The following is a 23,727-nucleotide window of genomic DNA, read 5'->3' on the forward strand; positions in this document are numbered from 1 at the left end:
CTGCTGGGACACCGAACGCGGCCTGCGCGCTGCGCGACGCCAGGCACGACCCGCAGGACAAGCACACTCGGCAGATCCTGCGCGCTCTCACGGGCCGTTCTACCCTCGTTGCAGTTCCCCGCGATTCACCTGGGCCAGGAGAGGTGGCTCGGACTCCCCTTCGTAGCCGAGGTGGAGTTCCTGCCGTGCGCGGGTGGCCATCACGTAGTACGACATGCGCAGGGCGGCGGAGGTGGGGTCCGTACCCGCATCCGCGTGTGTGTCGGGGATGACGACCGTGTCGAAGCCGAGCCCCTTGGCGCTGCGGCGGTGCACGATCACGATGCCGGGCCGGCCCAGGTCGAGGTTGCGGTACTGACCGCCCCTGGACTCGGACATGTACAGCTGGGGCTTCAGGCGCGGTGCGCGGTTCTGGACGCTGCCGAGCAGGGAGAACTGGGTGTGCTTGGTGGCGGCGATCACTCCGATGCTCTTCTTGGGCTGTGTCTCGGCGAGCAGGACGAGCAGGTCCGCGACGCCCCGCTCGTGGAAGCGGTGCAGGCGCGGCACCGGTCCCTGGCGGCCGGGCAGGACCGGCGTGTCGGCACCGGTGTGGAAGTGGGCCGCGAAGGACGCGATCTGCTCGGTGTTGCGGTGATTGCCGGCGAGTTCGTGGCGGGTGCACCGGCCGAGGTTGCGGGCGATCTCGTCGAGGGTGGAGTTGGTGTCGGTGAGCCGTTGGCACTGGTCCGCGAAGACGGTCGTACGGGCCCCCAGCATGCGGCACAGCAGGTAGAACTCCGGTGGCAGGTCCTGCCCTTCGTCGATGACCAGGGTGGGCCCGACGGCCGGTGCGGTGTCGGCGGCACGGTTGTGGAGGGCGTCCCAGTCGTACCAGCCGTCGCCGCCGCCGGGAGGTGTGGCGCCGTACCAGTCGGCGAGCCAGCGGTGTGCGGTCATGACGCGGACCGAGCGGTCCGCGGGGCCCAGTGCGTGCACCGTGCCGGCGAGCGACTGGCGCAGCAGGTTGGAGTAGGTCAGCAGGACCACCGGGGTGCCGGTGAGGGCGAGCATGGCGGCGCGCTGCGCGGCCAGCACGCTCTTGCCGCTGCCCGGCGGTCCGCCGACCAGGTGGTTGCCGTCGAAGGGGAGTCCGTCGAGGCCGGACCGCTGGTCGGGGTCGAGGTCGAGGTAGGTGATGGTCACTGCTGCTCCAGGGCTCCCGCCGCGGCGGCGCGGGCGGCGGTGACGATCGACTGCAGGTAGCCGGGAACCCGTTCGCCGCCGACGACGAGGGCCCGGTCCAGGAGGCTGTTGCCGGCCTCACAGCTGGTCTCCGGGAGCAGGGCGCAGGCGTGACAGGCTGCCCGGTTGAGGTTGCCGAAGCCCTGCCCGGAGTGTTCGGCGCACAACGGGTCGGCGGAGCACCAGGCGGCGGACTCGGTCATCCGCAGCAGTGTTTCGGCCAGCCGCGGCGGTTCGCCCTGGCGGACCAGTCCGCCGAGGGTGCCTTCGGCGTCCCCGGCTGCGGTGTAGACGAGGATGCCGTACTGGTCCTGTTCGGGGCGGGCGTAGATCCGTTCGCGCAGGCTCGCCGTCGTGTAGCCGGACTCGAAGGACAGCTGGCGGATCACGAGGTGGGCCAGGGTGTGCAACAGGACGAAGCGCGGGGAGAGTTCGGGACCGGTCACGTTCTGCAGCCGGTCCTTCTGGAAGGAGCGGTCCAGGTCGGCCCGCATCCCCTTGACGCGTCCGCGTACGTCCGGGTCCTCCTCCCAGTCCTTCAGCGCGCCGTGGTCGAGGGTGAGGAAGACGCCCTCGCCGAAGACCTCGACGGCGGGCAGCCACTTCAGCCGACGCGAGGTGTCGGCGGGGACGACGGCGGCGTCCGGGGAGACCCGGGTGAAGCCGGACAGGGCGCGGACCTCGCGAAGCCGGTCGGCGAGGACGACGCGGCCGAAGCGGCTCGCGAGGCCGGCCCAGGGTTCGTCGGTCTCGCCGGCCAGGCCGAGCGTGGTCTCGCGCAGGGCGAAGTCACGGGTGGCGGGCGGGGCGGGTGCCGTGAACGCGGCCCATTCCTCCCGGCTCAGGTCGGGCCGTGCGGGGCCGTCGGGTGCGGCAGCCGTGACGGCAGGGCTCGTATCGCCCGTCTCCTCGGCCAGGAGTGCGTCCAGCAGACCGTCGTCGGCTCCTGTGTCCTCCTGGATCATCTGCCGGAACAGGGCGGCACGGGGCGAGGCGGGGTCGCGGCACAGCGACACCCAGAGGTGGTGTTCGCGGACCTGGTTCGCGAGCACGTCGTCGGCGTGCGCGGGGACGTCGGTCTCGGGGATGTCGAGCGCGGAGTGCACGATCGGGTAGTAGAGGTTGCCGGCGGTCCGCTGCACGATCTGCACCGGGCGCGGGCACTCGCCGGCTTCACCGGCACACTGCCAGGGGTTCCGTCCCGAGCAGCGCATACCGTGGGTGCCGAGGATGTCGAGCAGGTCCCGGATGGCTCCGCAGCCCTTCGCGGTGCAGGCGACGGAGAGCGCTTCGAGGCCGGAGGCCCGTTCGGAGACGAGGAAGCGCAGCTTCTCACGTTCCCCGCACCGCCGCCGCTCGCCTCCGTCACGCCGCGAGTGCGCCCAGAACCACCAGTCGACGTCGCTGAGGTGACCGGCCTGGCAGATCTGCACGAACCGCATCGGCGCCAGCGTCCGTGCGGGAGAGCAGGACGGGCAACACGGCGCCTGGCCACGCTTCTCGTCGGCGATCCGCCACCGCTTCATTCGCCGGCAGACACCGCAGAACAGCCAGGAGGGGAAACGGATGTACGGCGCTCCGGGTGCGTCGGCGACGTCGAAGCGGTCGCCCGCGGCGGCGGGCGCGGCGTAGAAGCCGGAGACGCCGAGGCGGTCCGCGAGCCGGGGCGAGTCGATGGGCTGTCTGCCGCGGGACGGCCAGTCGCCGATGCCGGTGGCGACGAACGACTCGCCCTGGATGTCGAAGACGGCCCCGACCCCGAAGGGCACCACGGTCTGCGACTGACGTACCCGGAGTGTGCGGCTCACAGGTCGGCTCCCTTCACTGTCACCTGGCATTCCCGGTCGACGTTGCGCATCGAGTTGGGTGTCTCCCACAGGCCGTGGACCTGCTCGAAGCTCTTGATGAGGTTGGACTGGCCCTTGCCCTGGCTGCGGTAGTACAGCTCACGGCCGTCCTTGCGGGCCTGGCGCGCGAGGTCCTCCCAGTCGGCGAGCAGCCCGGCGAGCTCCTTGCGCACCGCGTCGCCGGCCCCCGGCTCCGCGGTGTCCGCCCGCACCGCCAACTCCTCCGCCAGTTCCTCCGCTTCGGTCATCCGGTCGAGGATCTGCCCGGCCTGGTTCTCGGCCGCGAGTCCGAGCCGGTGCCGTACGAGGACGACGAGCACGGCGTGCAGGGCGCGGCGGCGGGAGGGCACGGACCAGGGGGTGACGCTGGTCGGTTCGACGTGCCGGTAGAGCGCGCGGTGGTACACGTCGAAGGTCTCGTAGTGCGAACGGTCCCTGGGGCGGGTGGCGTTGAAGAAGGTCACCACGAGTCCGGGCACGGCGTGGCGGCCCACGCGGCTGGTGGCCTGGATGTACTCGGCGGTCGTCTTGGGCTGCCCCTGCATCAGCATCAGTGCGAGCCGCTTCACGTCGACGCCCACGGACAGCATGTTGGTGCAGGGCAGGAAGGACACCGACCTCGTGTCGTCCCAGCCCTTCTCCAGCCGGTCGAGGAGCACGGGCTGCTCGGAGCGCGGCAGGTTGCTGGTGAGTTCCTCGACCTGCTGGTCCGGCAGGGGACGCACACCGCTGCCGGAGTCGAGTCCGGCGAGCTGGGCGGGGATGTCGTCGGCGGCGGCGGTGACCGTGCGGCCCAGTTCGCGCAGGCTGTGGTGGTAGGCGACGAGCGTCCAGTAGGCGTCCCGGTGTTCCTCGGGCAGTTCCCAGGCGCCCTGGAGCAGGGCGGCGGCGGTGGCGACGGAGGCACGGCCGGCGGTGTGTCCCTGGGCCATGACACCGACGTAACGGCGGCCCGGCCGGGAGGTGTCGAGCTCGGCGAAGTAGGAGCGGCGGGCGTCGAGTCCGGCGGGCGGGAAGAGCTGGACGTCTCCCCCGTACAGGGCGCGGACCTGCTCACCGGAGCGGCGGATGGTGGCGGTGGACGCCACGACCTTGGGCCCGGTGCCGTCCGGAGCGGCGCACAGTCCGAGGACGGCGGACTCGTAGAGGCCGACGGTGGTGCCGAGCGGGCCGGTGAGCAGGTGCAGTTCGTCCTGGATGACGAGGGACGGCGGCCGGTGCCCGGTGCCGGCGCCGAAGAGCCGTCCCGCACGCGGCTCCCAGGCGAGGCGGGCGAACTTGTCGACGGTGCCGAGGACGAAGGTGGGCGGACGGTCGTACAGGTGGTCGTCCACGACGGCGACGGGCAGTTCGTCGTGGAAGAGGCACTCGTCCCTGGGGCAGAAGAAGGCGAAGGAGTCTGCGGCGGCGCGCACCCCGTAGTCGCCGGTGTCGGGCGACTTGTGGGCGGGCAGGACGCGCGTGCCGCACCACGGGCAGCGGTCGAGGATGAACACGTCGTCCGGGGTGGCGGCCTCTCGCGCGTCGTCGAAGTCGCGGCGCGCCTTGTCGTAACTATTCGCGGTGGTGGTCTCACCGACCCACAGCCCGATGGAGAACGACTCCTCGCCGTAGGTGGCCGGGTCGGCCCGGCGCATGGACTCCAGGGCGCACACGGTCGTCGCGGCGCGCTGGAACTGCTGTGTGGTCAGCAGGCTGAGCGTGTACCGGCTGAGCACGGCGGTGCCTCCGCCGTCGGGTCCGCCCCGGCGCAGCACCATCACGAACGCGGCCAGCAGCAGGTACGCCTCGGTCTTGCCACCACCGGTCGGGAACCAGATGAGGTCCGTGACGGCGCGGTCCGGGTGCCGGGGGTCGACGGCGCCGTCGACGGCCAGCAGGAAGAACGCGAGCTGGAAGGGGCGCCAGGTGGCGTCCGCGTACGGTTGCGGGTCCGGCGGTACGCCGTTGTCGCGGCGGGGGCGCCGGGTGCCGGCGAGGTCGGCTACGGAGTGGCGCATCTGCAGGGCCATGGCGTGGTTGGCGGCCCGGAAGGCGTGCAGCAGTTCGGGGCGCCGGGGGTCGCAGAGGGTGCGTACGCCGGACTCGATGCGGGAGACCGCGGTGCCGATCCGCCCGAGGACGCGCTCGGCCGCCTCACGGCCCCACTCGGGCACCTCGGTGTTGAGCTGACCGACGTACCAGGCCCGGTACGCGGAGGCGAACTCGAAAAGTTCCTCGCGGAGTTGATCGACGGAGACGGCCGGGTCGGCGAGGTGGGCGAGGCTGAGCGCGGGCGTGTCGGTGAGTCCGGCGGCTCGTACGCCCGTGACCTCCGCCTCGGGCATGACGGCTGCCCGGAGTCCCGTCACCGTCCGGTCGGCGTCGTCCCGCAGTTCCTCGACGGCGCACCCGTGACCGACGGCGTGGGTGCGCACATGCCGGTACTGCAGGCGCAGTTCCTGTTCCTCCAGGTCCCTGCTGGCCAGGCGCACGCTCGGATACTGGAGCACCTGCCCGTCGACGGGCCGAGCCCGCAGCTCCACCTGGAACAGCATCCCGTCCCAGTGGGCGTTCTTGCCGAGCACGGAGTCGTACCGGGCAGCGTTGACGAGGGCGACGGTGACGAGCTTCCCGTTGCCGAAGTCGCGTCGTGTGATGCGTAGTTCGGCTCGCGCGTCCAGCACGGAAATCTGGTCCCGGTCCGGGCCGAGGAGGTGCGTCTCGGCCGGTATCGCGATCCGCTGCCACGTCCGGCCGCGCTGACCGCTGCGCGACTGAGTCCGGTAACGGGCGGCGGAGCACTCGACCTCGAGTGTCTCGGCGTCGGTGTAGAAGCTGAATCCGAGCGACGACGGCAGCCAGGAGTTCGACTCCGGCACGGGGGCGCCCGCCGGCGCGGTGTCCTCGGCTCCCCGCTCGGTGCCGGCCCCGTCGAACTCCTCCTTGGCGAGGTCCAACTGCCCCTGCAGGTGGGATTCCTGCGGGTAAAGGGTGCCCATGAGGTACTGCCGGTCGGGCGGCGCGTCGAGCGTCTCGTCGTCGCCGTCGACCGGGCCGACGAGTTGCCGCCGCAGGTAGGAGACGAGTTCCTGTCTGGGGTCCATGGGATTCCTGGTGTCGATGAGTGCGGAGGGGGGCGGGTGGGCGGCCGGCGGGCTCAGGAGCGGCGCCAGCGGTCCCGGAGGGAGCCGCGACCGCGGTCCGCTGCTTCCTGGGCCGCGGCCAGTTGCGCCTGTACCTCGCTGAGCCGCGTCTGCATCTCGCCGAGTTGCGTCTGCAGGTCGGTGATGCGGAGCCAGGCGTCGTGCTCGCTCTGCGCGATGCGCCGGGCCGCCTCCTGCTCGGCCTCCTCGGCGCGCCGCCGGGCCGCCTCGACGAACAGGTCCCGCTGGGCGACGGCCGCTTCGGCCTCCCGCAGCCGTGCCTCCACCTCGGCGACGCGCAGTCGGGCACCCTCGCGGTACTCCTCCCGCGCCGACGCGGCGGCGCGTTCGCGTTCGTCGGCGGCCGACTGAACCTCGCTCAGCCGTGACTCGAGATCCCCGATATGCGCTTCGGCGCCCTCACGGTACTCGCGCAGCCTCTGCTCCAGGGTATGGATCCGTTCCTCGGCGCCGTCCGCTTGCCGGGCGGTCTCCTCCGCGCGCTCGGTCCTGCGCAGCAGCGCCTGGTACGCCTCGTGGTGTTCTTCCTTCAGACGTGCAAGGACTCCTTCGGCCTGACGTCGCACATGCTGCTCACGTCGCTCCATGGTGCGGTCCGCGCGGTCCAGCAGCTGCTCCTCCAACGCGGCGAGCTGTTGTTCGGCCTCCGCCCGGACGGCCGCAAGGTGCTCGGCGGCGACGCTTCGCTCCTCCGTGAGCCGGTGCTCGTGTTCCCGTGCGAGCCGGGCGATTTCGGCCTCGTGTTGGGTGTGCACCTCGGCGAGCATCCGGTCGGCGTCCGTGGAAGGCTGTGCCGCGGGCTCCTCCGTGTCGGTCCGGGGCTCTTGGGGTGCGCTCGCTTCGTCGGTCACCGAGGCCGGTTCGTTCCGTTCCGCCTGCGCGTCGACGAACTCACGCAGGGCGTCACGGACGGCGAGACGCGACTCATTGCGCATCAGGGGCTGCTCGGTCAGATACGTCCGCGGGGTCATCCCGAGGAGAGCATCGGCAGGCCGCTCGAAGAAGTGCTCGGGCCTGAGCCCCAGCTCCTTGACCGTGTCGAAGACGCCTTCGAGTACTTCGAGCGCCTTGATCGCGTGGCGGTTGAGCATGCCTCGCCGTCGCGCGGCGCGGACCACGGCGTCAGCGGCGGACGAACCGAGCAGCGCTCCCAATTGCAGGCGCCCCACGGCCAGCAGCGCGTACTCGGCGAGCCAGGCGACCTCCCCGCCGAACGGCGGTCGGACCAACGCCGTGGCTTTGGCCCAGTCGGCGGTGAACTGCAGTCCCCTTGCGGCATCGGTCTCCCGGGCGCCGATCCGCGCCGAAGGCCCGGCCCAAGGCGACTCGGTGTGCACCGGGGCTCGCTCAGGCTCGGCCGCGGTCGCATCCGTGTCGGCAGAGGACACCTCACGGATGGCCGTCTCGGGCCGCTCGTCCGTACCAGAAGGCTGGGCCTCCTCTGTGTGCCCCGCGCCCGGCGTCTCCTCCAAGCTTTCCACCTCCTGTACCGGCTCCGCAGGCGGCTCCGCCGCGACGGCGAATTTGCGTAGCGCGTTGCGTACTGCCAACCGCGACTCCGCGTGCACCAGAGGCCTGGCCGCAAGGCAGGAGCGGGGGGTCGCATCACCGAACGCGTCAGTGGGTCGGTCGAGGAAGTCCTCGGGCCGCAGACCTGCTTCCGCGACTTTGTCCCACACACGGCGGAGGATTTCGAGTGCCGCCAGTACTGAGTGATCCGCAGGCTCCCGGTCCCGTGCGACGCGCAAGGCCGCCTCGCAGGCGGGCTGACCGATGAGCTCCGTGAGACTCCGACGCCCCACGGCGGCGAGCGCGTATTCGGCGAGCCATGCCTGGCTCGGCGGTTCCTTGGCCAGCTGACGGGCGCGGTCCCAGTCTGCCGTGGTCGCCACGGCGGCCCGGCTCACCTCGTTCGTGTTCGACGGCAGTCGCGTCGCCGGAGCCGGACCTTTCCCGGCAGTTGCGGAGGACACGCCCTTCAGCGGCCCTTCAGGCACTCCGGAAGTCCCGGAAGGTTCGGGATTTCCCTCCACGGCGCCGTCCGTGTCCGGCCGGACACTGGCCCCGGACAACAGCTCGGCCGCCTCCCGGACGCTCAGCCCCGACAGCCGTACAACGCCCTCCACGACTCGGGACGTCACACCGCCCTCGGCGTCCGCATACCTCGCCAGCAGCCCTCGTGCGAGCGCAACACGCGGATTCACGCTTTTTTCATTTCCCCCTACAACCTTTTCACTGAAGTGTGAGTCAATGTCGGCGTGCACGTGCAAGTTCCCCACACGCAGACCCAGCCGGGCCAATTCATCACGCAACCGGCCCTGCGCGGCGTCGTCCACCGCGAGCACGCGCACACCCTGAACGAACTCACGCTCCGGCACCACTCCGTCGACCGCAGCGCGGCGCAGTCGCTTCAGCAGCTCCCCCAGTGCGGCCGTCGACACGGACGCACCGGATTCCCCGAACGCTCGACGCTCCACGACCTTCACTCCCAACCCGACGACACGCGGAAAGTTACAGATAGCACGTTAGCGCTGTCAACGGAATCAATCTCTAGTAAGAATTACCACTCTCGTGTACAGTACTGGAAATCGTGCGCCTGAAACGGTGTCAGTAAGCGCGAGTACCCATCGCCGGACGTGGACGAGTCCTCGCGCAGGGTGACGAATTAGTGAGGGAAAAGGGGCGATTGTGGGGCAGGGGCTGATCGACGGCAGGTTCCGCGTCGGACAGGTCATCGGCAAGGGCAACATGGGGGAAGTGCACCGGGCCGAGGACCTCCAGGCTCCGGAAGACAGCGCCGGACGCCAGGTCGCCGTGAAGACGATCCTGCGCCGCCGCTCGGGCGCACTGATCGACACCGGGGCGGACGCCAAGTCGGTGGAGCGGTTCGCCCGTGAGGTCCGCATCATGCGCCGCCTGGAGCACCCCAGCCTGACCCGGCTCGTCGCCGGTGGGGTCAGCGAGGACGGCGGACTGCCGTACCTGGCGATGGAGTTCCTCGACGGCGAGACGCTGCGCGACCTCATCGAGGAGGAACGCCAGCTGCCCATCTCCTGGGTGGCCGCGATCGGCGTCCAGATAGCCGACGGCCTGTCAGCCGCCCACGCGGCCGATGTAGTGCACCGCGACCTGAAGCCCGCGAACGTCATGCTCACCCGCGGCGGCACGGTCAAGGTCCTCGACTTCGGCATGGGCCGCATCGTCGACGACCCGGACGAGTCCCGGCTGACCAGCACGGGCGTCAGCGTCGGCACCGCCCGCTACATGGCGCCCGAGCAGTTCGAGGCCCGCCAGGTCACCCAGGCCGCCGACCTGTACGCGCTCGGCTGCGTACTGTACGAGATGCTCGTCGCCGTACCTCCGTTCATCAGCGAGTCGCCCTTCGAGCTCGCCCGCAAGCACCTGGAGGCGGAGCCGACGCCCATTGGCGTCATTCGCAGTGAGATCCCCGCTGAGCTGATCCGCCTCGTCGGCCGGCTGCTCGCGAAGGACCCGGCCGACCGTCCGGCGAACGCGGCCGAGGTCCGCGACGCCCTGCACCCGCTGGCCGTGCGGGACGGTGACACCTCCCGGCTCCCTCACTGGAGCGCCCTCGACCCGACGCGTCACCTCGTCGCCGCCGGCGCCCGCACCGCCGCCTCCCCGTCCGAGCCCGCCGCCCCGCGGCCTGCGCCGGTCACGGCCTCCGGCACCGCGATGGACGTCTTCGGCGTGCACCGCGCACTCATCAAGGACTACCGCGACTTCACCGAGGGCGGCACCGTCATCCGCGACGACCGTGTCGCCGCGTTCGTGGAGAAGGACCTCGACGACAAGGCCCAGTGGCCGGACCCCTGGCTGTCCCTCAACCCGGTTCTTCCAGAGCGGCGGCACAGTCGCCGAACTGGTCGGGGAGCAGGTGCTGCACCCGGAGTGCGCCCGCATCTTCCAGGCCGGGAAGACCAAGGGCGGCACGGTCCCGGACGGCCGTCCGCTCACCCTCCACCGCCACCAGCGCGAGGCCATCGACGCCGCCGCGCACGGCGAGAACTACACCTCCACCCTCACCCCGCCTCCGGGCCGCGGCCCCCGTCACCCCAAGTCGGCCTAAACCAGCGGGTTGGCGGGCCCGAAGCCCCGGCCCGCCAACCCGCACTTGCCCTCCCCCTGTACCGCTATCCGGAGCCCTCATGCCGCCACTCGAAGAGGAAGACACCCGAAAGGTCCAGACGGCGGTGTCCGGCCACGCACACTCCGATGTGCCCGTGTTTCTTCCGACGGATGCAGAGGACTACGACGAGTTCATACGTCTCCACCCGCAGCGCGCCTTCTATTGCGGCACACTCCTGGGTGGCTGCGGCAACCGGCTGTCCCCCAAGCAGTACCGCGACAGGAAATGTCACTTCGCCCACGTGTCCGCCGCGGAGAGGTGCCAGCGGGCCGAGCGTGACGAGGCCAGTGCGGACCACCTGTACATCGGACATGCCCTCGCCGCGTGGTTGAAAAACCAAGGGCAGCGCGGCGCACAGCCCGTGTACAAACCCAAGATGCACGAGGTCCGCGAAGTCGTCGACGTCCTGTACAACGGTGGTAGCCGTCTCCTACGTGTGCAGTTGGCCCGGCGCTCGAAGCGCGAGTGGGAAGAGGTGGACGCGGAACTGCGAACCCGCCGCTCGGGTCTCGACTGGTTCATGGGGCCCGACAGCCTCCTCGCCAACTGGCAGGTGGACCGGCAGGGATACGCTCTGCGCGTCCAGTGCCGCTCCATGAGGGCAGGCCGAGAGGTGGAGGTGGGAACGCAGTTCCCGGACGGCTCCGTGGAATGGACTCGGCTCACTGAGTGCACGCTGGCACCGGACGGACGAGTACTGACACCACGTCTCCTACACGCCAAGGACGACACACCACCACTCCCCTCCGAAGCTGAGCAGCAGGCTCCCCCGCAGGTTGCCCTCCCTATTGCTCCGGACAGCGTCACCCTCCACGACGCCACACTCGTCGGTGCCACAGAAGCAGAGCACTTCTACGAGGTATCGGTTCGCATCACCGCACGCCTGACCTTGCCCAGCCGGACTTCCTTCCTGGATTCCCGTTGGGCGTACCAGCCGATCGACGCCCCCCTGTCCGTCGGCGATGACGGGCTCTGGCACATCGCTGCCGATTCGGTACGACCGGTAGAGGTCGAGCACGCTCCGGACACCCCCACCGAGCCGCCCTCCACCGAAGTTCGGTTCCACAACGAGGAAACAGTCGCCGCCCTCCGCGAGGCCCTGGAAGACACCGCCCGTAACCGCGGCATGGTGAACATGGCGACGCTCCGCAAACGAGCTCTCCCGTCAGAGGACGAACTCACCATCGGCCGCTGGCTGAACCTTCTGCTCCAGATTGAACGCCCCCGCCTGTCAGGCAAGCCCGTGCTCTCCGCCCTGATCAAGGGGTCGGACGGTGGGCCGGCGCCGTTCTTCAGGGACGTCCTGGAGCACTTGGGCTGGGAGAAGAACCTCTCGGACACCAACGTCCTGGCAATCTGGAACCGCGAAATCCGTCGCGCACACGCTGCTTACCGGGCCACGACCAGCGCTCCGGCCCCCGCCCCCCAAGAACCCGAACGCCGCTCACCCTCCCCTGCCAAGCTATCCGACTCCCCTGCCCTACGTCGCCGCGCCGCCTATGACGTGCTCATGGACCTGGCCCGAGAAGCTCAAAGAGCCAACGACTTCACGTACGTCGAGCAGCTCACCGTCGATCTGGAAGCCCTCGCCGTCTCCACCGCCGAACAGCAGGCAGTACACGAACTCACCGACTGGGTGACAGACCAGGCGGCGGAAGAGCTGTACCAGGACTGGGAACGGCTCGCCGCACTCACGGACCGGCTCAACCGTGAGGGAGACGATCTACACCTGGACCAGATTCGCCGACTCCTCCACCGTGCCGAAGAGTTGGCGCAGAGCCTCGCTCCCGAACTGGCCACCGACGAAGGTCGCGACATCGCCCGATGGCGCGAGCACGTGGCCCGCCTCGCCGAGCGTCCCACCCTCTCCGAGATCTGCCGCTACGCGACCGCCGTGCGCCTCGCGCTGAGGTGGGCGGCACGGGAGCGCCGCACGACGACGTGGAGCGAGTTGACCCAACGGATCGGCGCTCCTCTGTCAGGGCTCCACCCCGACGACAAGGTCTCCGTACTCGTCGAGGTGGACCGCGAGACGCCCGAGGACAGCCCGCCGTTGTCCGCACTGATCACCGCACACGACACGCGCCAGCCGCATCCGCTCTACCGCCAAGTCCTGTTCAACCTGGACCGGCTTACACCTGTGCCCGAAGCGCTGTACACGCACTGGCGGATGGCACTACGCCGGCACTTCGAAGGACGGTGACGAGAGTCCACCAAAGCGGCTCGCGGCTCAGGCCCCCGCAGCGAACTCCACGAAGTGCGCCCACTCCTCACGCCCGACAGCGAAGGGCCGACGCGTCACGTCCTTGGAATCCCGCACATGGATGGCCTGTTCAGTGACGGCGACCTCAATGCAGCTGTCACCTTGTGCACTGCTGTAGCTGGACTTGAACCAGTCGAGTTCAGGCGTGCTCATAGCGCTCCTCTCATCCGCTCCAGCAGGCCCCTGGAGTCCTTCGGAGTAAGGGCCTGCGAGCGCAGTCTCGCATAGCGCATATGCAGCCTGCTGACCTGTTTCGGGTCAGCGATCAGGCGGCCGTTCTCCTGTCCCTCCGCGTAGCCGCGCCAGCTGCCGTCCGGGGTCTCCAACAGCTGGATCGGTCCGGCCATGCATGCGTGATGCTCGCTGTCCGCCAGCATGATCTGGAGGGTGATGTTCCTTGGGGCGACGGCATCAAGTACATAGTCGATCAACTCACGCGTCACTTCCGTACCACCGAGGCGTCGCATGAACACGGACTCCTCCACGATGAAGTCGAAGGCCGTGTTGGGTCGCTCTTTGAGCAGGCACTGACGTTCCAGTCGCGCCTGCACCGTGGCTTCCAGGTCCTCGTCAGCCATGGGAGGGATGTCGTTCTCGCAAAGGGCGCGCATGTAGCCCTGCGACTGCAACAGCCCCGGTACCAGCCGACACTCGTACGTGCACAGGTTCACCGCCACCCGCTCCAGTTTCGCCCACCGCCGGAACCAAGCCGCCAGTCCCGCCTCCCCCCGCGTCAGGAACCGCGCCGAGTGCCGCAACGCCCCGGTGTTGCCCAGCACCTCCTCCGCCCGCTCGACGAAGGAGACGTCCGGCATCCGCCGCCCCAGCTCCACCGACTCCACCGTGTGCTTGGAGAAGCACACCATCTCCCCGAACTGCGCCCGGCTCAGCCCCGCGTGCTCACGCAGCGCCTGAACGACGGCCCCGAACGTCCGCAGACTGTCCGACGGGTCCGGCTCCCGCTCACACTCCCCGCCCGGCATCACCGGCTCCGCCGGGTCCACGGCCCCCACGCGGTCGGTCGTCATACGAGGCCACCTCCAGATACGTGCGCACGCGCCAAGTCCCCGTGATCGAGGACGCGAAGGCACCCACAGTGACCCACGGGAATTCGCACAGCCCACCGAACGTGCCCGTACGCTGACGCAGCGTACGGGGTCACACTCGCGAGTCATAAAACTTGTTGACAGCGCTAACGTGCACTACTCATACTCTCTATGTGCACATCGCCGTCCCGGCATGGACGCACAGCACCCAGGAGGCCGGGGGCGACCCTGCCCCGGTGAACGCATCGGCTCCGTTTCTGAGCTGAGCTCACGCACACGCGCCGCTCACGGAGTGGGCACGCACCGTCCAGACGAGGAGTCACCACCCCATGTCCGACAGCACGTCCGAAAGACCGGAAGCAGTACCCGCTCCCCCGCTGCCCGCCGGGTCACCCACCGCTGCCCCGACGCCGGCCCCGCCGATTCCCGGCCCACGACGGCCGGGCAACCGCACCCGCGTCATCGCCGCCGCGGTCGCCGTACTCCTCATAGGCGGCGTCACCTACTGGGCGCTGTCCGATGACGGGGACCCCATGGACCATGTCGAGGTCTCGGGCGGCAAGCTCGTCGTCGACGACAGCGACTCGTACGACGACAGCGACGACGAGTACTGCGACGACTCGGACATCTACTCGTTCAACGACTGCGACGCGGACGACGACACCGAGCCCGAATCGACCTTCGAATTCGTCTACAAGATCACGAACAAGGGCGACGAACCCGCCAACTACTCCATCCTCGTCAACGCCTTCGACAAGGACGGCGACTACGTCGGCCAGACCTACATCGGCGCGGAGCACCTGGCCGCCGGCGAGACCGACGCCGACAAGAGCGAGTTCACCTCGTACGGCACGCTCGAGGACAAGCACGAGCTCTCCGACATCACGTCCGTGAAGGTCGCCTACGTCGAACGCATGGCACTGGCCAACTGACAGCCGCCGTCGCCCCGGACGCGCCCGCACCACGGCCTCTGGGGTACGCGTCCGTCAACCACTCGCGTAACAACAGCACGGCCAGGGCCGTTGGACGTCGTGCCCCGACACGAGCCCGGGCCCGACCCGGTCCACACCGAACGCCGAACACCGGAGAACGAGAGAGAGCCCGTGAACCCGTACAACACCCCTCCACCCCCGTCCCGGCCCTGGTGGAGGACCACGCCCGCCCTGCTCGGCCTCCTGGCCCTCGTGGCTCTGCTCAGCGCGGTGAGCCTCGGGCTCGGCTTCCTCGTGATGATCGCCGCCATGGTGGCCGTGTGGGTCCTGCCCGCATGGCGCTGGTACGCCAGACTCGGCGCCACGTTCGGCGCCTTCTTCCTGATGCTGATCAGCGCGGGCATGAGCGGGCAGCTCGACGACAGCAAACCGGACAAGTCCGACGTCAGCGCACAGGACACGCACGGCAAAAACACCGAAGCCACTCCATCCCCCACCACCTCGAAGGCCCCCGAGCTCACCGACTACACGGGCAAGGCACTGGACGAGGCCGAGAAGGGCACACGAGCGGCCGGCTTCACGCCCGAGCGTCACGACGCGTCCCCGGAGGACCGCCCGATCGCCGTACGATCGGCGTGGACGGTGTGTTTCCAGAAGGCCGACACCACCGCACAGTCCGTCGTCTTCGCCGCCGTGAAGGACAACGAGCCCTGCCCCACGAAGGACGGCGGACCGCTCCCGTGGCCGAAGATGCCGGATGTCGTCGGCGACACCTACAACACGGCGGTCAAGGCACTGGACCGGGCCGGCATCGACCTCGACAGCGTCACACTCGACGACGTCTACCTCGACATCGACGCACCCACGGCCGAAGAGGCCGCCGAGGAAGGCGACGAGTGGCGCGTGTGCTTCCAACGCCCCGACGAGAACGGTGACGTCACCTCCACCACCACGATCCACCTCGACCTGGGGCAGTGGACCGACGCCGATCTCGTCCAGAAGTGCCCGTCGAAGAAGGACACGACCTACAAGATCCCCGCCAACGACCCCGACTACGACGACGGCAGCGACACCGCCGGCGGCGACTCCTCGTCGTCCGACGACGGCAGCAGCAACGTCGGCACCGTGCACCCCGGCTCCTACTGCTCCCCGCTCGGTGCCACCGGCGTGACCAAGGCCGGAACCCCCATGGTCTGCGGCCCCGGCTCCGACGGCCGCAACCGCTGGCGCTCTTCCTGACCATAAAGGTCACCGGCCGGCCGAGATCTGACCGACCGCCGTTCCTGCCATTCGACCGCGGCTTCTTCTGCGGCATCCTGCTGGTGGCCGCTGCGGCAAGGAGCTGACGGCGAAGCAAACGAGGGTGTCCGCATCCCGGGCCGGCCCGACGAGTCCAGCACATACGAAAATTCGAATGCCCGACATCCGGGAACGCGTTGACAGAAGTAACAGCTCATCGTCATGCTCGAAAAGCCAACAATGCGCACCAACAGCATGCATGGCCCCTTGCGTCGCACCCAGCAGGGGGAACGGGCGGGTGGACCCGTCCGTTCGCGCAGGGCCATGGGGATCAAGGGGGGATCGTGCCGTTCTTCATACCGGTCATACTCATCGGTGTCGGTGTGGCGACCGGTGGTAGTGGAGTCGCCCTCGGCGGCAAAGGTATCCACGACCTCAAGCGTTCGAAGGCCCGACTGGAAGAGGCGGGCCAGGACTACGAGCAACGCCGAGCCCAGACCGAGGAAGCGCTGGCGGTGACGAACACCGCTCTCAAGACACTGGGGGAGCAGCAGAAACAGGCGCTCATCGATGTCGTCGTGCGCATGGGCGACTTCCTGCGTCGCCACGAACGACAGGTGCGCGAGAGCGAGCGGCTGCTGGTGGACGGCGTCGACGCCACCATGACCAAAATCCCTGGGCTGCACGGCCTCGACGTCAACGCGGCGGCATGGATCGGCGGAGCCCTCGGATCCGCGGCGGCGGGCGCGAGCACGGGCGCCGGCATCGCGGCGGCAGCGAGCAGCTTCGGAGTCGCGAGCACCGGAGCGGCGATCTCCGGTCTGACGGGCGCCGCGGCCGAGAGCGCGACCCTTGCCTTCCTGGGCGGTGGGGCGCTCGCGTCGGGAGGCGGCGGAGTGGCACTCGGGACGGCGGCGCTCAACTTCGTCACCATCGGCCCGGCGTTGCTCGTCGGTGGCCTGGTCTTCAAGGGCCAAGGCAAGAAGGCGATCACCCAGGCAAGGGAGTTCGAGGCAAAGGTCGCCGTGGCGATCGCCGAACTCGACGAGACGGACACCCGCCTGAAGGGTGTCGACGCCCGCGTTGCGGAGCTGCGCGACCTCCTGACGGACCTCACCTCCCGAGGGCTTGAGGCGCTGGACCTCCTGGAATCCGAGCCGTTCGAGCCGCGGAGTCACGCCGAACGCTTCCAGCGGGCCATGACCCTGGTCATGGCGGTCCGTGACGTGGCGACGACTCCGATCGTCGACGCAGAAGGCGAGCTGGACGAGCGCAGCTCGAACCTCACCATCAGGTACAGACCCTTGACCGAGGAGAATTAAGGTGCCCGACCAGACCAAGGTGCACGTCGGCAAGGTCTTCAAGGCGGCCAAGGGCTCCGTCCAGGCGGCGGACGGCTTCGCCGCGCTGAACCAGATCGTCGAAGCCGCCCGTGAGTGCATCCACATCCATGAGGTCGAGAGCACCAAGAGGGCCCGTCTGGAGGCGTACGAGGCCACGGAGGTCGCTCGGATCCGGGCCGCCGAAGCCGTCCTCAAGGACTACTTCACCCAGGCGTTCGCGGAGCGGCGCAACCTCTTCGAGGAGATGTTCGCCAGGCTGGACCGAGCGCTCGACGAAGGCAACGGCGAAGTGCTGAACAGTGTCGTGCGCGGCATCGTCGACGTAGCCAAGAGCTCGCCGCTCGCGGACATCGGAGACCTCTCCCAGGTCCGGGCGGCACTGGACGACCCCGACCAGGTGTGGGATCTCTGACCACAACGCGCGGAAAGATGACGCCGCCGACGACGAGTCGCGCCGGTGGCGTCATCGCTACACGACCGCCGGGACGAAAAATGCTCGGGCCCCCACGAACCGCGACCACTCCGCGCGCCCGACGGCGAAGTGCAGGCGAGTTCCGACGGTCGGCAACCAGTCCCTCGCCGCGGCACAGGTCCGTCGGGTGGTCGACTCAGGACGAGAAAGCGACAGCCCTCTGATCACCAGCGACGATCTGCGGGGCAAGGGCATCCTGCCCGTGCCTCTCCACACGGCCGAGGAACCGAAGCCACCCCGTAGGTTTCGGCGCACCGCTGGTTCGCCCCGGGTCTGATGGAGTCGGGTTGCTGGAGAATTGATTGATCCAGCAACGTCCGGAGGCCGCCACGCCCCGCATCCCCCCGCGTCAGAAACCGCGCCGAGTGCCGCAACGCCCCCGTGTTCCCCAGCGCCTCCTCCGCCCGCTCCACGAAGGACGCGTCCGGCATCCGTCGCCCCAACTCCACCGACTCCACGGTGTGCTTGGAGAACCGCACCAGCTCCCCGAACTGCACCCTGCTCAGCCCCGCGTGCTCCCTCAGCGCCTGCACGACGGCCCCGAACGTCCGCAGACTGTCCGACGGGTCCGGCTCCCGCTCGCACTCCCCGCCCGGCACCGCCGGCTCCACATGGTCGGTCGTCATCCGAGGCCCACCTCCAGGTTCGCGCACACCGGGTTCCTCTGATGAAAAACGCCGGGAGCAGCCAGAAGGACACTCGTACAACTCACCCGTCATCCCCGTACGGTGACGCACCGTACGAGGGGACCCCGCATGGACGCTCACGCGAGAGCCGCATGTCCGCAACCGGAAGGGACCTTTCGCCCTGGAGGCGAGCCCCCGGCCCCACCCTTGACCGCGCCACCACACCACCGACGCACCGACCGCCTCACGGCAAAGGCATTTCCTGCTCGATCCACTTCGTGATCGACGGACGCGAGGGGTGCCAGCCAAGGTCGTGAGCCCGGGTGGCGCGTACGCGGCTGTTGGCGCCGAGGGCGTACCGGGAGAAACCCTCCCCCCACGCGGCAGCGGCGGAGTCCAGATCCCACGGCTCCACCGGCCCCAGACCCAGCCGACGGGCGATCGCCTCACCGATATCGGCGAACGAGGCGTCCTCGCCGCCCTCCACGAAGTAGAAGCCCGTGGCCGCGGGGTCGGTGAGCGCCAGGTGATACAGGTCGGCCATGTCATCGAGGTGCACCGTCGACCAGCGGTTCAGGCCGCGTCCGACGACGCGGACGGTCTTGCCGGCCTGGGCCTGTGTGACCAGCGGCGGAATCAGCACGGTCTGCGGGCGCGGTCCCGTGCCGTTGCCGTAGATCAGTGAGTTGCACAGCACCACCGAACGCACTCCCGCCGCACCGGCGTCGACGACGGAGCGGTCGATGGCGTACCGGGCCCGCCGGATCTCGTGGTCCCCCGGGCCGAAGGGCTTCGCGTCGTCGAAGACCACCTCGGATGCGTACCGGCCCTGGGCGTCGTCACCGATGACGCTGGTCCCGCTGGTGTGGATCAACACCTTGCCCGAACCCCGCAGAGCGTCGACAAAGGCGGCCACAGCGCCGCGGTGGTCGCTGTGAGCGGCATTGACGACCGCGTCGGCGCGGTCGGCCTCTCGCTTGAGCAGCGCCGTGTCGTCGAGTTCCCCGACGACCGGTTCGATGCCGGCGGCGGCGAGAGCATCGACCACGCCGGGCGTGCGGGTCAAGCCGCGCACCGTGTGCCCCTCGCGGATCAGACGGCGGGCTACGGCTCCGCCGATATAGCCGCCGGCACCTGTGAGAAAGACGTCCATGATGACTCCTGGCGATGTCGGGGGTGGTGGGGGTGTCAGCTGCGGAAGCGGCCTGCGGCACGCAGGGCTTCATCCAGCGGCAGGCGCTGCTGTCGGTCGCCGAACTCGCAGATGCGAGTGATGCGCCCCTCGTGGACCGTCACCTGGAGACAACGTGAAATGCGCACCGGGGTGCCGTTCTCCAATTCGCCCGAAGCGGTGGCGGCCAGAGCGAAGCCGTGGTGGTCGACCTGGAGGGACCAGATGCGGTCGGCGTGGTTTCTCACGAGGCCGGCGGTCGCACGGAGCATCCGCAGCATCGCACCCGCGAACTCATCGCCGGGAAGTGACACGGTCTCGTGATCGAAGCTGTGCCAGACCTCCACGGTCTCGGCGAAGAGCAGACCGAACTCGGGGTCGACTTGCGTCAGGCCGTATGTCCCGGTGAACCGACTGGCGACTTGGCGCACAGCGGCCAAGCGGGCGGACGACTCGGAGTCCTGCTCGTCGGGCCGGCTCGCAGCGGCTGCGGCTGCGGCTATGTCACTGCTGGTCATCGATTGCCCTCTCGTACCTACCCCGATGCAGTCGGGGGCGCTCGAGAAGCAGCCTCCGCGCAACCGTGCCGATTCGCGAAGGAGCCTTGCTGCTACGGCAAAAATTGCCGCGGTGGCCGCCGTCGCCACCATCGGCCTCTCCGTCTCCGCCTGGCTGCACCGGCGGGCAGCGAGCAGTCGTCAGGACTTGCGGTTCGGGTGACGCGTGGAAGGTGGGGCGAGGCGGCCGTTCGTGCGGCCGGGCGAGCATGTACGACACCGGGTCGTCGGCGGTGCGTACGCCCCGAAGGCGCGATGCCCTTCGGGGCGCGTGGCAGGGGTTCGGGTTCAGGCGTTGTAGCCGCCGTGGGCGTCCAGCACCGCGCCCGTGACGTACGACGCGGCGGGGCTCGCGAGGAAGGCGATCGCCGCGGCGATTTCGTCGGGGTGTCCCATGCGCTGCAGGGACAGCGAGCCGACCAGGACCTTGAGGGTCTCGGGGTCCGGCGGCTCCATGCCGCCCTCCATCAGCCCGGCCTCCACGACGTTGGCCGTGATGTTCCGGGGCCCGAGGTCGCGTGCGACGCCCATGGTGTACCTCTCGATTCCGGACTTGGTCGCCGCGTAGTCGGCGAGGCCGGGGGCGCCGACCCGGGAGCCCAGTCCGGAACTCACCGTGATGATGCGGCCGCCCGTGCGCAGCACTCGGGAGGCGGCCCGGACGACGGCGATCACGCCGAGGTAGTTGGTGGCGTGCATCCGGTCCAGTGCGGCGGTGTCGGCGTCCGGGTCGTCCACCGTGCCGGCCACGGAGATCGCCGCGTTGTTGACGAGGATGTCCAGGCCGCCGAAGTGCGCGACCACGTCGTCGATCAGCGCCGGCGCCCGGCTCGTGTCCGCCTGGTCGGACTGGAAGGCGACGGCCTTGGCTCCCTTGCCGTGCACCTCGTCGACGACGGCCTGCGCCTGCTTCTCGGAGCTGACGTAGGTGAAGGCGACGTCGGCGCCCTGCTCGGCCAGCAGCCGTACGGTCGCGGCTCCCAGTCCGCGCGACCCCCCGGTGACCAGGGCGACCTTGCCCGTGAGTGGCTTGCTCATTCTTCTCTCCTCGTCGATTGGCCCTTCCCCCGACAGTCGCAACGCTAATTGTTACGACAGCTTGTTGCAACCTTTACTGTTACGACTAAGTTGTCGTAACATGAACCGTTGCGGCCGAGAGGAGGGGTTCATGAGCGCCAACAGCAGGCTGACCATCGCCGCCCATGCGCTGGCCTGGATCGGTCTCTACCAGCGCCAGGGCCACGAGGTCGCCACCTCCGAGCAGATCGCGGCCAGCGCGAACACCAACCCCGTGGTGATCAGACGGCTGCTCGGCGAGCTGCGCAGAGCCGGGCTCGTGGAGTCCCGGCGGGGCGCGGGCGCGGGCTGGTCGCTGGCACGCGAGCTGGAGTCGATGACCCTGCTCGACGTGTACGAGGCAGTGGAACCCGGCCCGCTGTTCGCGATGCACCGCACCACCCCGGACCAGGGATGCGTGGTGGGTCACGGCATCCAGCCGGCGATGCGGGGCATCTACGAGGGCATCGAGGAGACCCTGAGACACGAACTGGTCCGCGTCACGCTCGAGAAGGTACTCGGGGACGTACTCGCGGCACCTCGCCAGTGCTCAGACCCGGACGGTTCGCCGGGTTGAAGGTTCGTGCCGGCGCCGGCCCTTCCCTTTCTGTGGGGAGCGTGATCGCGCAGGTTGTGGCTTTTCGAAGATGCACGTGAAGGAGTGGAAGTGGGCGGGACCTCCGGAATAGCGGCGCTCGCGCAGGTCGTGTCGACGACGCACGGCGTGAACGAGTGGATCGACTGGAGCGAGCTCGAAGAGACCTGGGGGACGCGGTTTCCGGCCGACTATGTCGCTTTCATGGAGGTATACGGGGCAGGGGAGCTCAGTGAGGCGATCGGCATACTGCTGCCGGTTCCGCGGCCCGACGCCTACTCAGACGGGTCCGGGCTGAAGGACGAGACGGCGAACGCCCGCGGTACCTGGGAGATGTGCGGCGGCAGGGCGGCCCTCGACGTGGACCCGGACTCCATCCTGGCTTGGGGCGTCACCAGTGGCGCAGACATCTATTGCTGGCTGACCACGGGCGACGACCCCGACCTGTGGCCCGTGCTCGTATGCGGGCGGCACACGAATCCCCACTTCCAGGTCCACCCTTTCGGAATGGCGGAGTTCCTGCGCAGACTGCTCACCGATGAAGAATTCCAGGAGGAGACGATCAGTGTCGTCCTTCCCGGAGAGCCCTCCTTCGTCAACTGGCGTGAGCAGAAACGGCGTTTGGAGGCGGGCCTCGACCCATCCACAGGGGAGCCCTGGTAATGCGGCTACTTTGGAGCGGCTGACGGGACACCTTGACCGGGCTCGGGTTCAATGAGTCCGCAGAGATCACCGTTCGCGGCTGGTTACGCCGCCTTCAACGGCCGCCCACCCCAGCGGACGCCTTTCTCGCTGCGGATGCGGGCGTGTTCCTTGCGTTCGGCGGCCAGGACGTCGCGGTGGCGGCCGCTGGCGTTGCGCCAGCGCAGGTGGGCGTGCAGAGTCCGGGTCTGCACGATGTGATCGGGGTGAAGCACAACTCGGCCTTGTGCTTCACCGCCCAGCGTCGGATGTCGGGGCCCTTGTGGGCGGACAGGTTGTCCAGGACCACGTAGATCGGTGTGCCGTCGGACCGGGCTGCGCGGATCGACTTCAGCGCGGCCAGGCTGTTGGCGGTGCCCTCGTGTCGACGGTTGACGCCCCAGAGGGTGACGTCGCCGATGGAGTAGCAGCCGTGGAGGTAGCGGCCGTCGCCCTGCGACGGCCGGGGCCGGTCACGGTCTTCACCTCCGACGAGGACGCCCTGCGCAAGCTGTGCGGGGACCGCGTGGTCGTCATGGGTCTGTGACCGGCCTGTCCCCCCTCGAGGGCGGAAGCGGCGGACAGGGCACGGGCCGGCCCAGCGGGCCTCTCCTCGTCCTCGATCCGGCAGGCTGCGTCGTCCATGACCAGCGGAAGTCACCAACCTGGACGACGGCTCCACCAGTGCGGGTCCCAGCCTTCGACGTACTCGCTGCCGCTGGGCGAGTCCAGGATCTGGATCAGCAGGTCACATGCCAAGGTGCCGAGCACCCATGACAGTTCGTGACGGCTCACCAGATCAACGGGCAGTGCCTCGATCCCGTGTACGGCGCCCAGCAGCACGCCCGTCACACAGGCGACGGAGTCGCCGTTTGGTGCGAACCGCGCGAGCAGCCCCGCGTCCGCGGGCTGCTCGACGGCGTGCCGGAACACCGTCATGAGGTGGTCGTGCTCGTTACCGACGTTGCCGCGGCCCAGTGGCGGGAACGCGGCAATGCCCGTGCACAGGGCCTCCCGTACCGGCTGGCCGGCGGTGACGGGACGAGGGGCTCCCTCAGGGGAGTCGGTCAGGCGGTGATGGAACAGCGCAGTCGACCGGGCGCGGTGCGGTCCGGCGTTGATGCCGTCGTGCACCGGGCGTCCCGTGAGCCCCGGATCGACGGTCTGCAGGCCTTCGTTTCCCGGATCGGGGCCGTCGTCCGGCGCAGTCTGCGAGGCGGCCGGCGTGCCGGCGACCTGCTCCGGTCCGGTGGCGACCTCCAGGAGGTTAGCGCTGGTGGCGCTGCTGCTGGATGCCGATCTTTCGTCGAACTGTCGTGCTGTGTAGGTTCGCTTGCGCATACGGGTGTTGGTGATGTGCGTGCGACGGGGGTTGCGGG

General features: G+C 69.3%; 18 protein-coding genes and 2 pseudogenes. 8 read left to right on the top strand and 12 right to left on the bottom strand.

The features are described from left to right. Nucleotides 1–99: 99 nt before the first annotated feature. Genes ACFV5H_RS12900 through ACFV5H_RS12915 form a run of 4 tightly spaced genes read right to left on the bottom strand, consistent with a single transcriptional unit; the run spans nt 100 to nt 8,658 of the window. Complete coding sequence (locus tag ACFV5H_RS12900; RefSeq protein ID WP_385194550.1) at nt 100–1,185, bottom strand: DNA helicase; 1,086 nt, start codon at nt 1,183–1,185, stop codon at nt 100–102. Continuing rightward, nucleotides 1,182–3,032 carry a DrmB family protein gene (gene drmB / locus ACFV5H_RS12905; RefSeq protein WP_385194552.1) on the bottom strand — a complete coding sequence of 617 codons (1,851 nt, stop codon included), beginning with the start codon at nt 3,030–3,032 and terminating at the stop codon, nt 1,182–1,184. The genes ACFV5H_RS12900 and drmB overlap by 4 nt, the downstream gene beginning before the upstream one ends. Next, nucleotides 3,029–6,157: a helicase-related protein gene (locus ACFV5H_RS12910; protein ID WP_385194555.1), complete on the bottom strand. Its 3,129-nt coding sequence runs from the start codon at nt 6,155–6,157 to the stop codon at nt 3,029–3,031. Before ACFV5H_RS12910 ends, drmB begins: the two co-directional genes overlap by 4 nt. 53 nt (nt 6,158–6,210) lie before the next feature. After that, nucleotides 6,211–8,658, bottom strand: a complete 2,448-nt coding sequence (locus tag ACFV5H_RS12915; RefSeq protein WP_385194558.1) for a hypothetical protein — start codon at nt 8,656–8,658, stop codon at nt 6,211–6,213. Nucleotides 8,659–8,905: 247 nt separating this feature from the next. Here ACFV5H_RS12915 and ACFV5H_RS12920 point away from each other — a divergent pair, with 247 nt between their 5' ends. Both ACFV5H_RS12920 and ACFV5H_RS12925 read left to right on the top strand, forming a co-directional pair. Continuing rightward, on the top strand, nt 8,906–10,699 hold the full coding sequence (locus ACFV5H_RS12920; protein ID WP_385044562.1) for a protein kinase: 1,794 nt from the start codon (nt 8,906–8,908) through the stop codon (nt 10,697–10,699). A 44-nt stretch (nt 10,700–10,743) separates the two neighbouring features. Beyond that, a complete protein-coding gene (locus tag ACFV5H_RS12925) occupies nt 10,744–12,570 on the top strand; it encodes a hypothetical protein (RefSeq protein ID WP_385194560.1) in 1,827 nt (608 codons plus the stop codon). Nucleotides 12,571–12,597: 27 nt separating this feature from the next. Here the strand turns inward: ACFV5H_RS12925 and ACFV5H_RS12930 are convergent, their stop codons facing one another. Both ACFV5H_RS12930 and ACFV5H_RS12935 read right to left on the bottom strand, forming a co-directional pair. Next, nucleotides 12,598–12,783, bottom strand: coding sequence for a DUF397 domain-containing protein (locus ACFV5H_RS12930; RefSeq protein WP_385044556.1), 186 nt, complete (start codon nt 12,781–12,783; stop codon nt 12,598–12,600). Continuing rightward, on the bottom strand, nt 12,780–13,658 hold the full coding sequence (locus tag ACFV5H_RS12935; RefSeq protein WP_385194562.1) for a Scr1 family TA system antitoxin-like transcriptional regulator: 879 nt from the start codon (nt 13,656–13,658) through the stop codon (nt 12,780–12,782). Before ACFV5H_RS12935 ends, ACFV5H_RS12930 begins: the two co-directional genes overlap by 4 nt. A gap of 347 nt (nt 13,659–14,005) precedes the next feature. On the opposite strand from ACFV5H_RS12935, the gene ACFV5H_RS12940 reads away from it, so the two are divergent. The 4 genes from ACFV5H_RS12940 (at nt 14,006) to ACFV5H_RS12955 (ending at nt 17,602) form a co-directional block, all read left to right on the top strand. Further along, entirely contained in the window at nt 14,006–14,608 is a 603-nt protein-coding gene (locus ACFV5H_RS12940; RefSeq protein WP_385044549.1) for an FxLYD domain-containing protein, read from the top strand. Between the two features lie 171 nt (nt 14,609–14,779). After that, entirely contained in the window at nt 14,780–15,847 is a 1,068-nt protein-coding gene (locus tag ACFV5H_RS12945) for a hypothetical protein (protein ID WP_385044546.1), read from the top strand. Nucleotides 15,848–16,191: 344 nt separating this feature from the next. Continuing rightward, on the top strand, nt 16,192–17,169 hold the full coding sequence (locus tag ACFV5H_RS12950) for a hypothetical protein (protein ID WP_385044543.1): 978 nt from the start codon (nt 16,192–16,194) through the stop codon (nt 17,167–17,169). A 1-nt stretch (nt 17,170) separates the two neighbouring features. After that, nucleotides 17,171–17,602 (top strand): hypothetical protein, encoded by a 432-nt coding sequence (locus ACFV5H_RS12955; protein WP_385044540.1) that lies wholly within the window; start codon nt 17,171–17,173, stop codon nt 17,600–17,602. 392 nt (nt 17,603–17,994) lie between these two features. Here ACFV5H_RS12955 and ACFV5H_RS12960 read toward each other — a convergent pair. The 4 genes and pseudogenes from ACFV5H_RS12960 to ACFV5H_RS12975 all read right to left on the bottom strand — a co-directional run. Further along, a pseudogene (locus tag ACFV5H_RS12960) lies at nt 17,995–18,288 on the bottom strand (multiprotein-bridging factor 1 family protein); the annotation flags it as partial. 244 nt (nt 18,289–18,532) lie between these two features. Next, nucleotides 18,533–19,441 (bottom strand): NAD-dependent epimerase/dehydratase family protein, encoded by a 909-nt coding sequence (locus ACFV5H_RS12965; protein ID WP_385194564.1) that lies wholly within the window; start codon nt 19,439–19,441, stop codon nt 18,533–18,535. Between the two features lie 35 nt (nt 19,442–19,476). Continuing rightward, nucleotides 19,477–19,977, bottom strand: coding sequence for a hypothetical protein (locus ACFV5H_RS12970; protein ID WP_385194567.1), 501 nt, complete (start codon nt 19,975–19,977; stop codon nt 19,477–19,479). A 327-nt stretch (nt 19,978–20,304) separates the two neighbouring features. Continuing rightward, complete coding sequence (locus tag ACFV5H_RS12975; protein ID WP_385194569.1) at nt 20,305–21,054, bottom strand: SDR family NAD(P)-dependent oxidoreductase; 750 nt, start codon at nt 21,052–21,054, stop codon at nt 20,305–20,307. 130 nt (nt 21,055–21,184) lie between these two features. On the opposite strand from ACFV5H_RS12975, the gene ACFV5H_RS12980 reads away from it, so the two are divergent. Next, nucleotides 21,185–21,649, top strand: coding sequence for an Rrf2 family transcriptional regulator (locus ACFV5H_RS12980; RefSeq protein WP_385194571.1), 465 nt, complete (start codon nt 21,185–21,187; stop codon nt 21,647–21,649). 90 nt (nt 21,650–21,739) lie between these two features. Continuing rightward, complete coding sequence (locus tag ACFV5H_RS12985; protein WP_385194573.1) at nt 21,740–22,330, top strand: SMI1/KNR4 family protein; 591 nt, start codon at nt 21,740–21,742, stop codon at nt 22,328–22,330. A gap of 83 nt (nt 22,331–22,413) precedes the next feature. Here ACFV5H_RS12985 and ACFV5H_RS12990 read toward each other — a convergent pair. Together ACFV5H_RS12990 and ACFV5H_RS12995 are read right to left on the bottom strand one after the other, a co-directional pair. Continuing rightward, nucleotides 22,414–22,793: pseudogene (locus tag ACFV5H_RS12990) on the bottom strand (IS630 family transposase); the annotation flags it as partial. 212 nt (nt 22,794–23,005) lie between these two features. After that, nucleotides 23,006–23,689 carry a hypothetical protein gene (locus ACFV5H_RS12995; protein WP_385194576.1) on the bottom strand — a complete coding sequence of 228 codons (684 nt, stop codon included), beginning with the start codon at nt 23,687–23,689 and terminating at the stop codon, nt 23,006–23,008. Nucleotides 23,690–23,727 lie beyond the last annotated feature (38 nt).

The sequence above is a fragment of the Streptomyces sp. NPDC059787 genome (genome assembly GCF_042732315.1).
GTDB classification, from domain to species: domain Bacteria; phylum Actinomycetota; class Actinomycetes; order Streptomycetales; family Streptomycetaceae; genus Streptomyces; species Streptomyces atrovirens.

Coding starts and splice junctions, on each gene's coding strand:
- ACFV5H_RS12910 (WP_385194555.1), bottom strand. CDS start 6,157: ATGGACCCCAGACAGGAACTCGTCTCCTACCTGCGGCGGCAACTCGTC.
- ACFV5H_RS12925 (WP_385194560.1), top strand. CDS start 10,744: ATGCACGAGGTCCGCGAAGTCGTCGACGTCCTGTACAACGGTGGTAGC.
- ACFV5H_RS12930 (WP_385044556.1), bottom strand. CDS start 12,783: ATGAGCACGCCTGAACTCGACTGGTTCAAGTCCAGCTACAGCAGTGCA.
- ACFV5H_RS12935 (WP_385194562.1), bottom strand. CDS start 13,658: ATGACGACCGACCGCGTGGGGGCCGTGGACCCGGCGGAGCCGGTGATG.
- ACFV5H_RS12940 (WP_385044549.1), top strand. CDS start 14,006: ATGTCCGACAGCACGTCCGAAAGACCGGAAGCAGTACCCGCTCCCCCG.
- ACFV5H_RS12965 (WP_385194564.1), bottom strand. CDS start 19,441: ATGGACGTCTTTCTCACAGGTGCCGGCGGCTATATCGGCGGAGCCGTA.
- ACFV5H_RS12970 (WP_385194567.1), bottom strand. CDS start 19,977: ATGACCAGCAGTGACATAGCCGCAGCCGCAGCCGCTGCGAGCCGGCCC.
- ACFV5H_RS12975 (WP_385194569.1), bottom strand. CDS start 21,054: ATGAGCAAGCCACTCACGGGCAAGGTCGCCCTGGTCACCGGGGGGTCG.
- ACFV5H_RS12980 (WP_385194571.1), top strand. CDS start 21,185: ATGAGCGCCAACAGCAGGCTGACCATCGCCGCCCATGCGCTGGCCTGG.
- ACFV5H_RS12995 (WP_385194576.1), bottom strand. CDS start 23,689: ATGCGCAAGCGAACCTACACAGCACGACAGTTCGACGAAAGATCGGCA.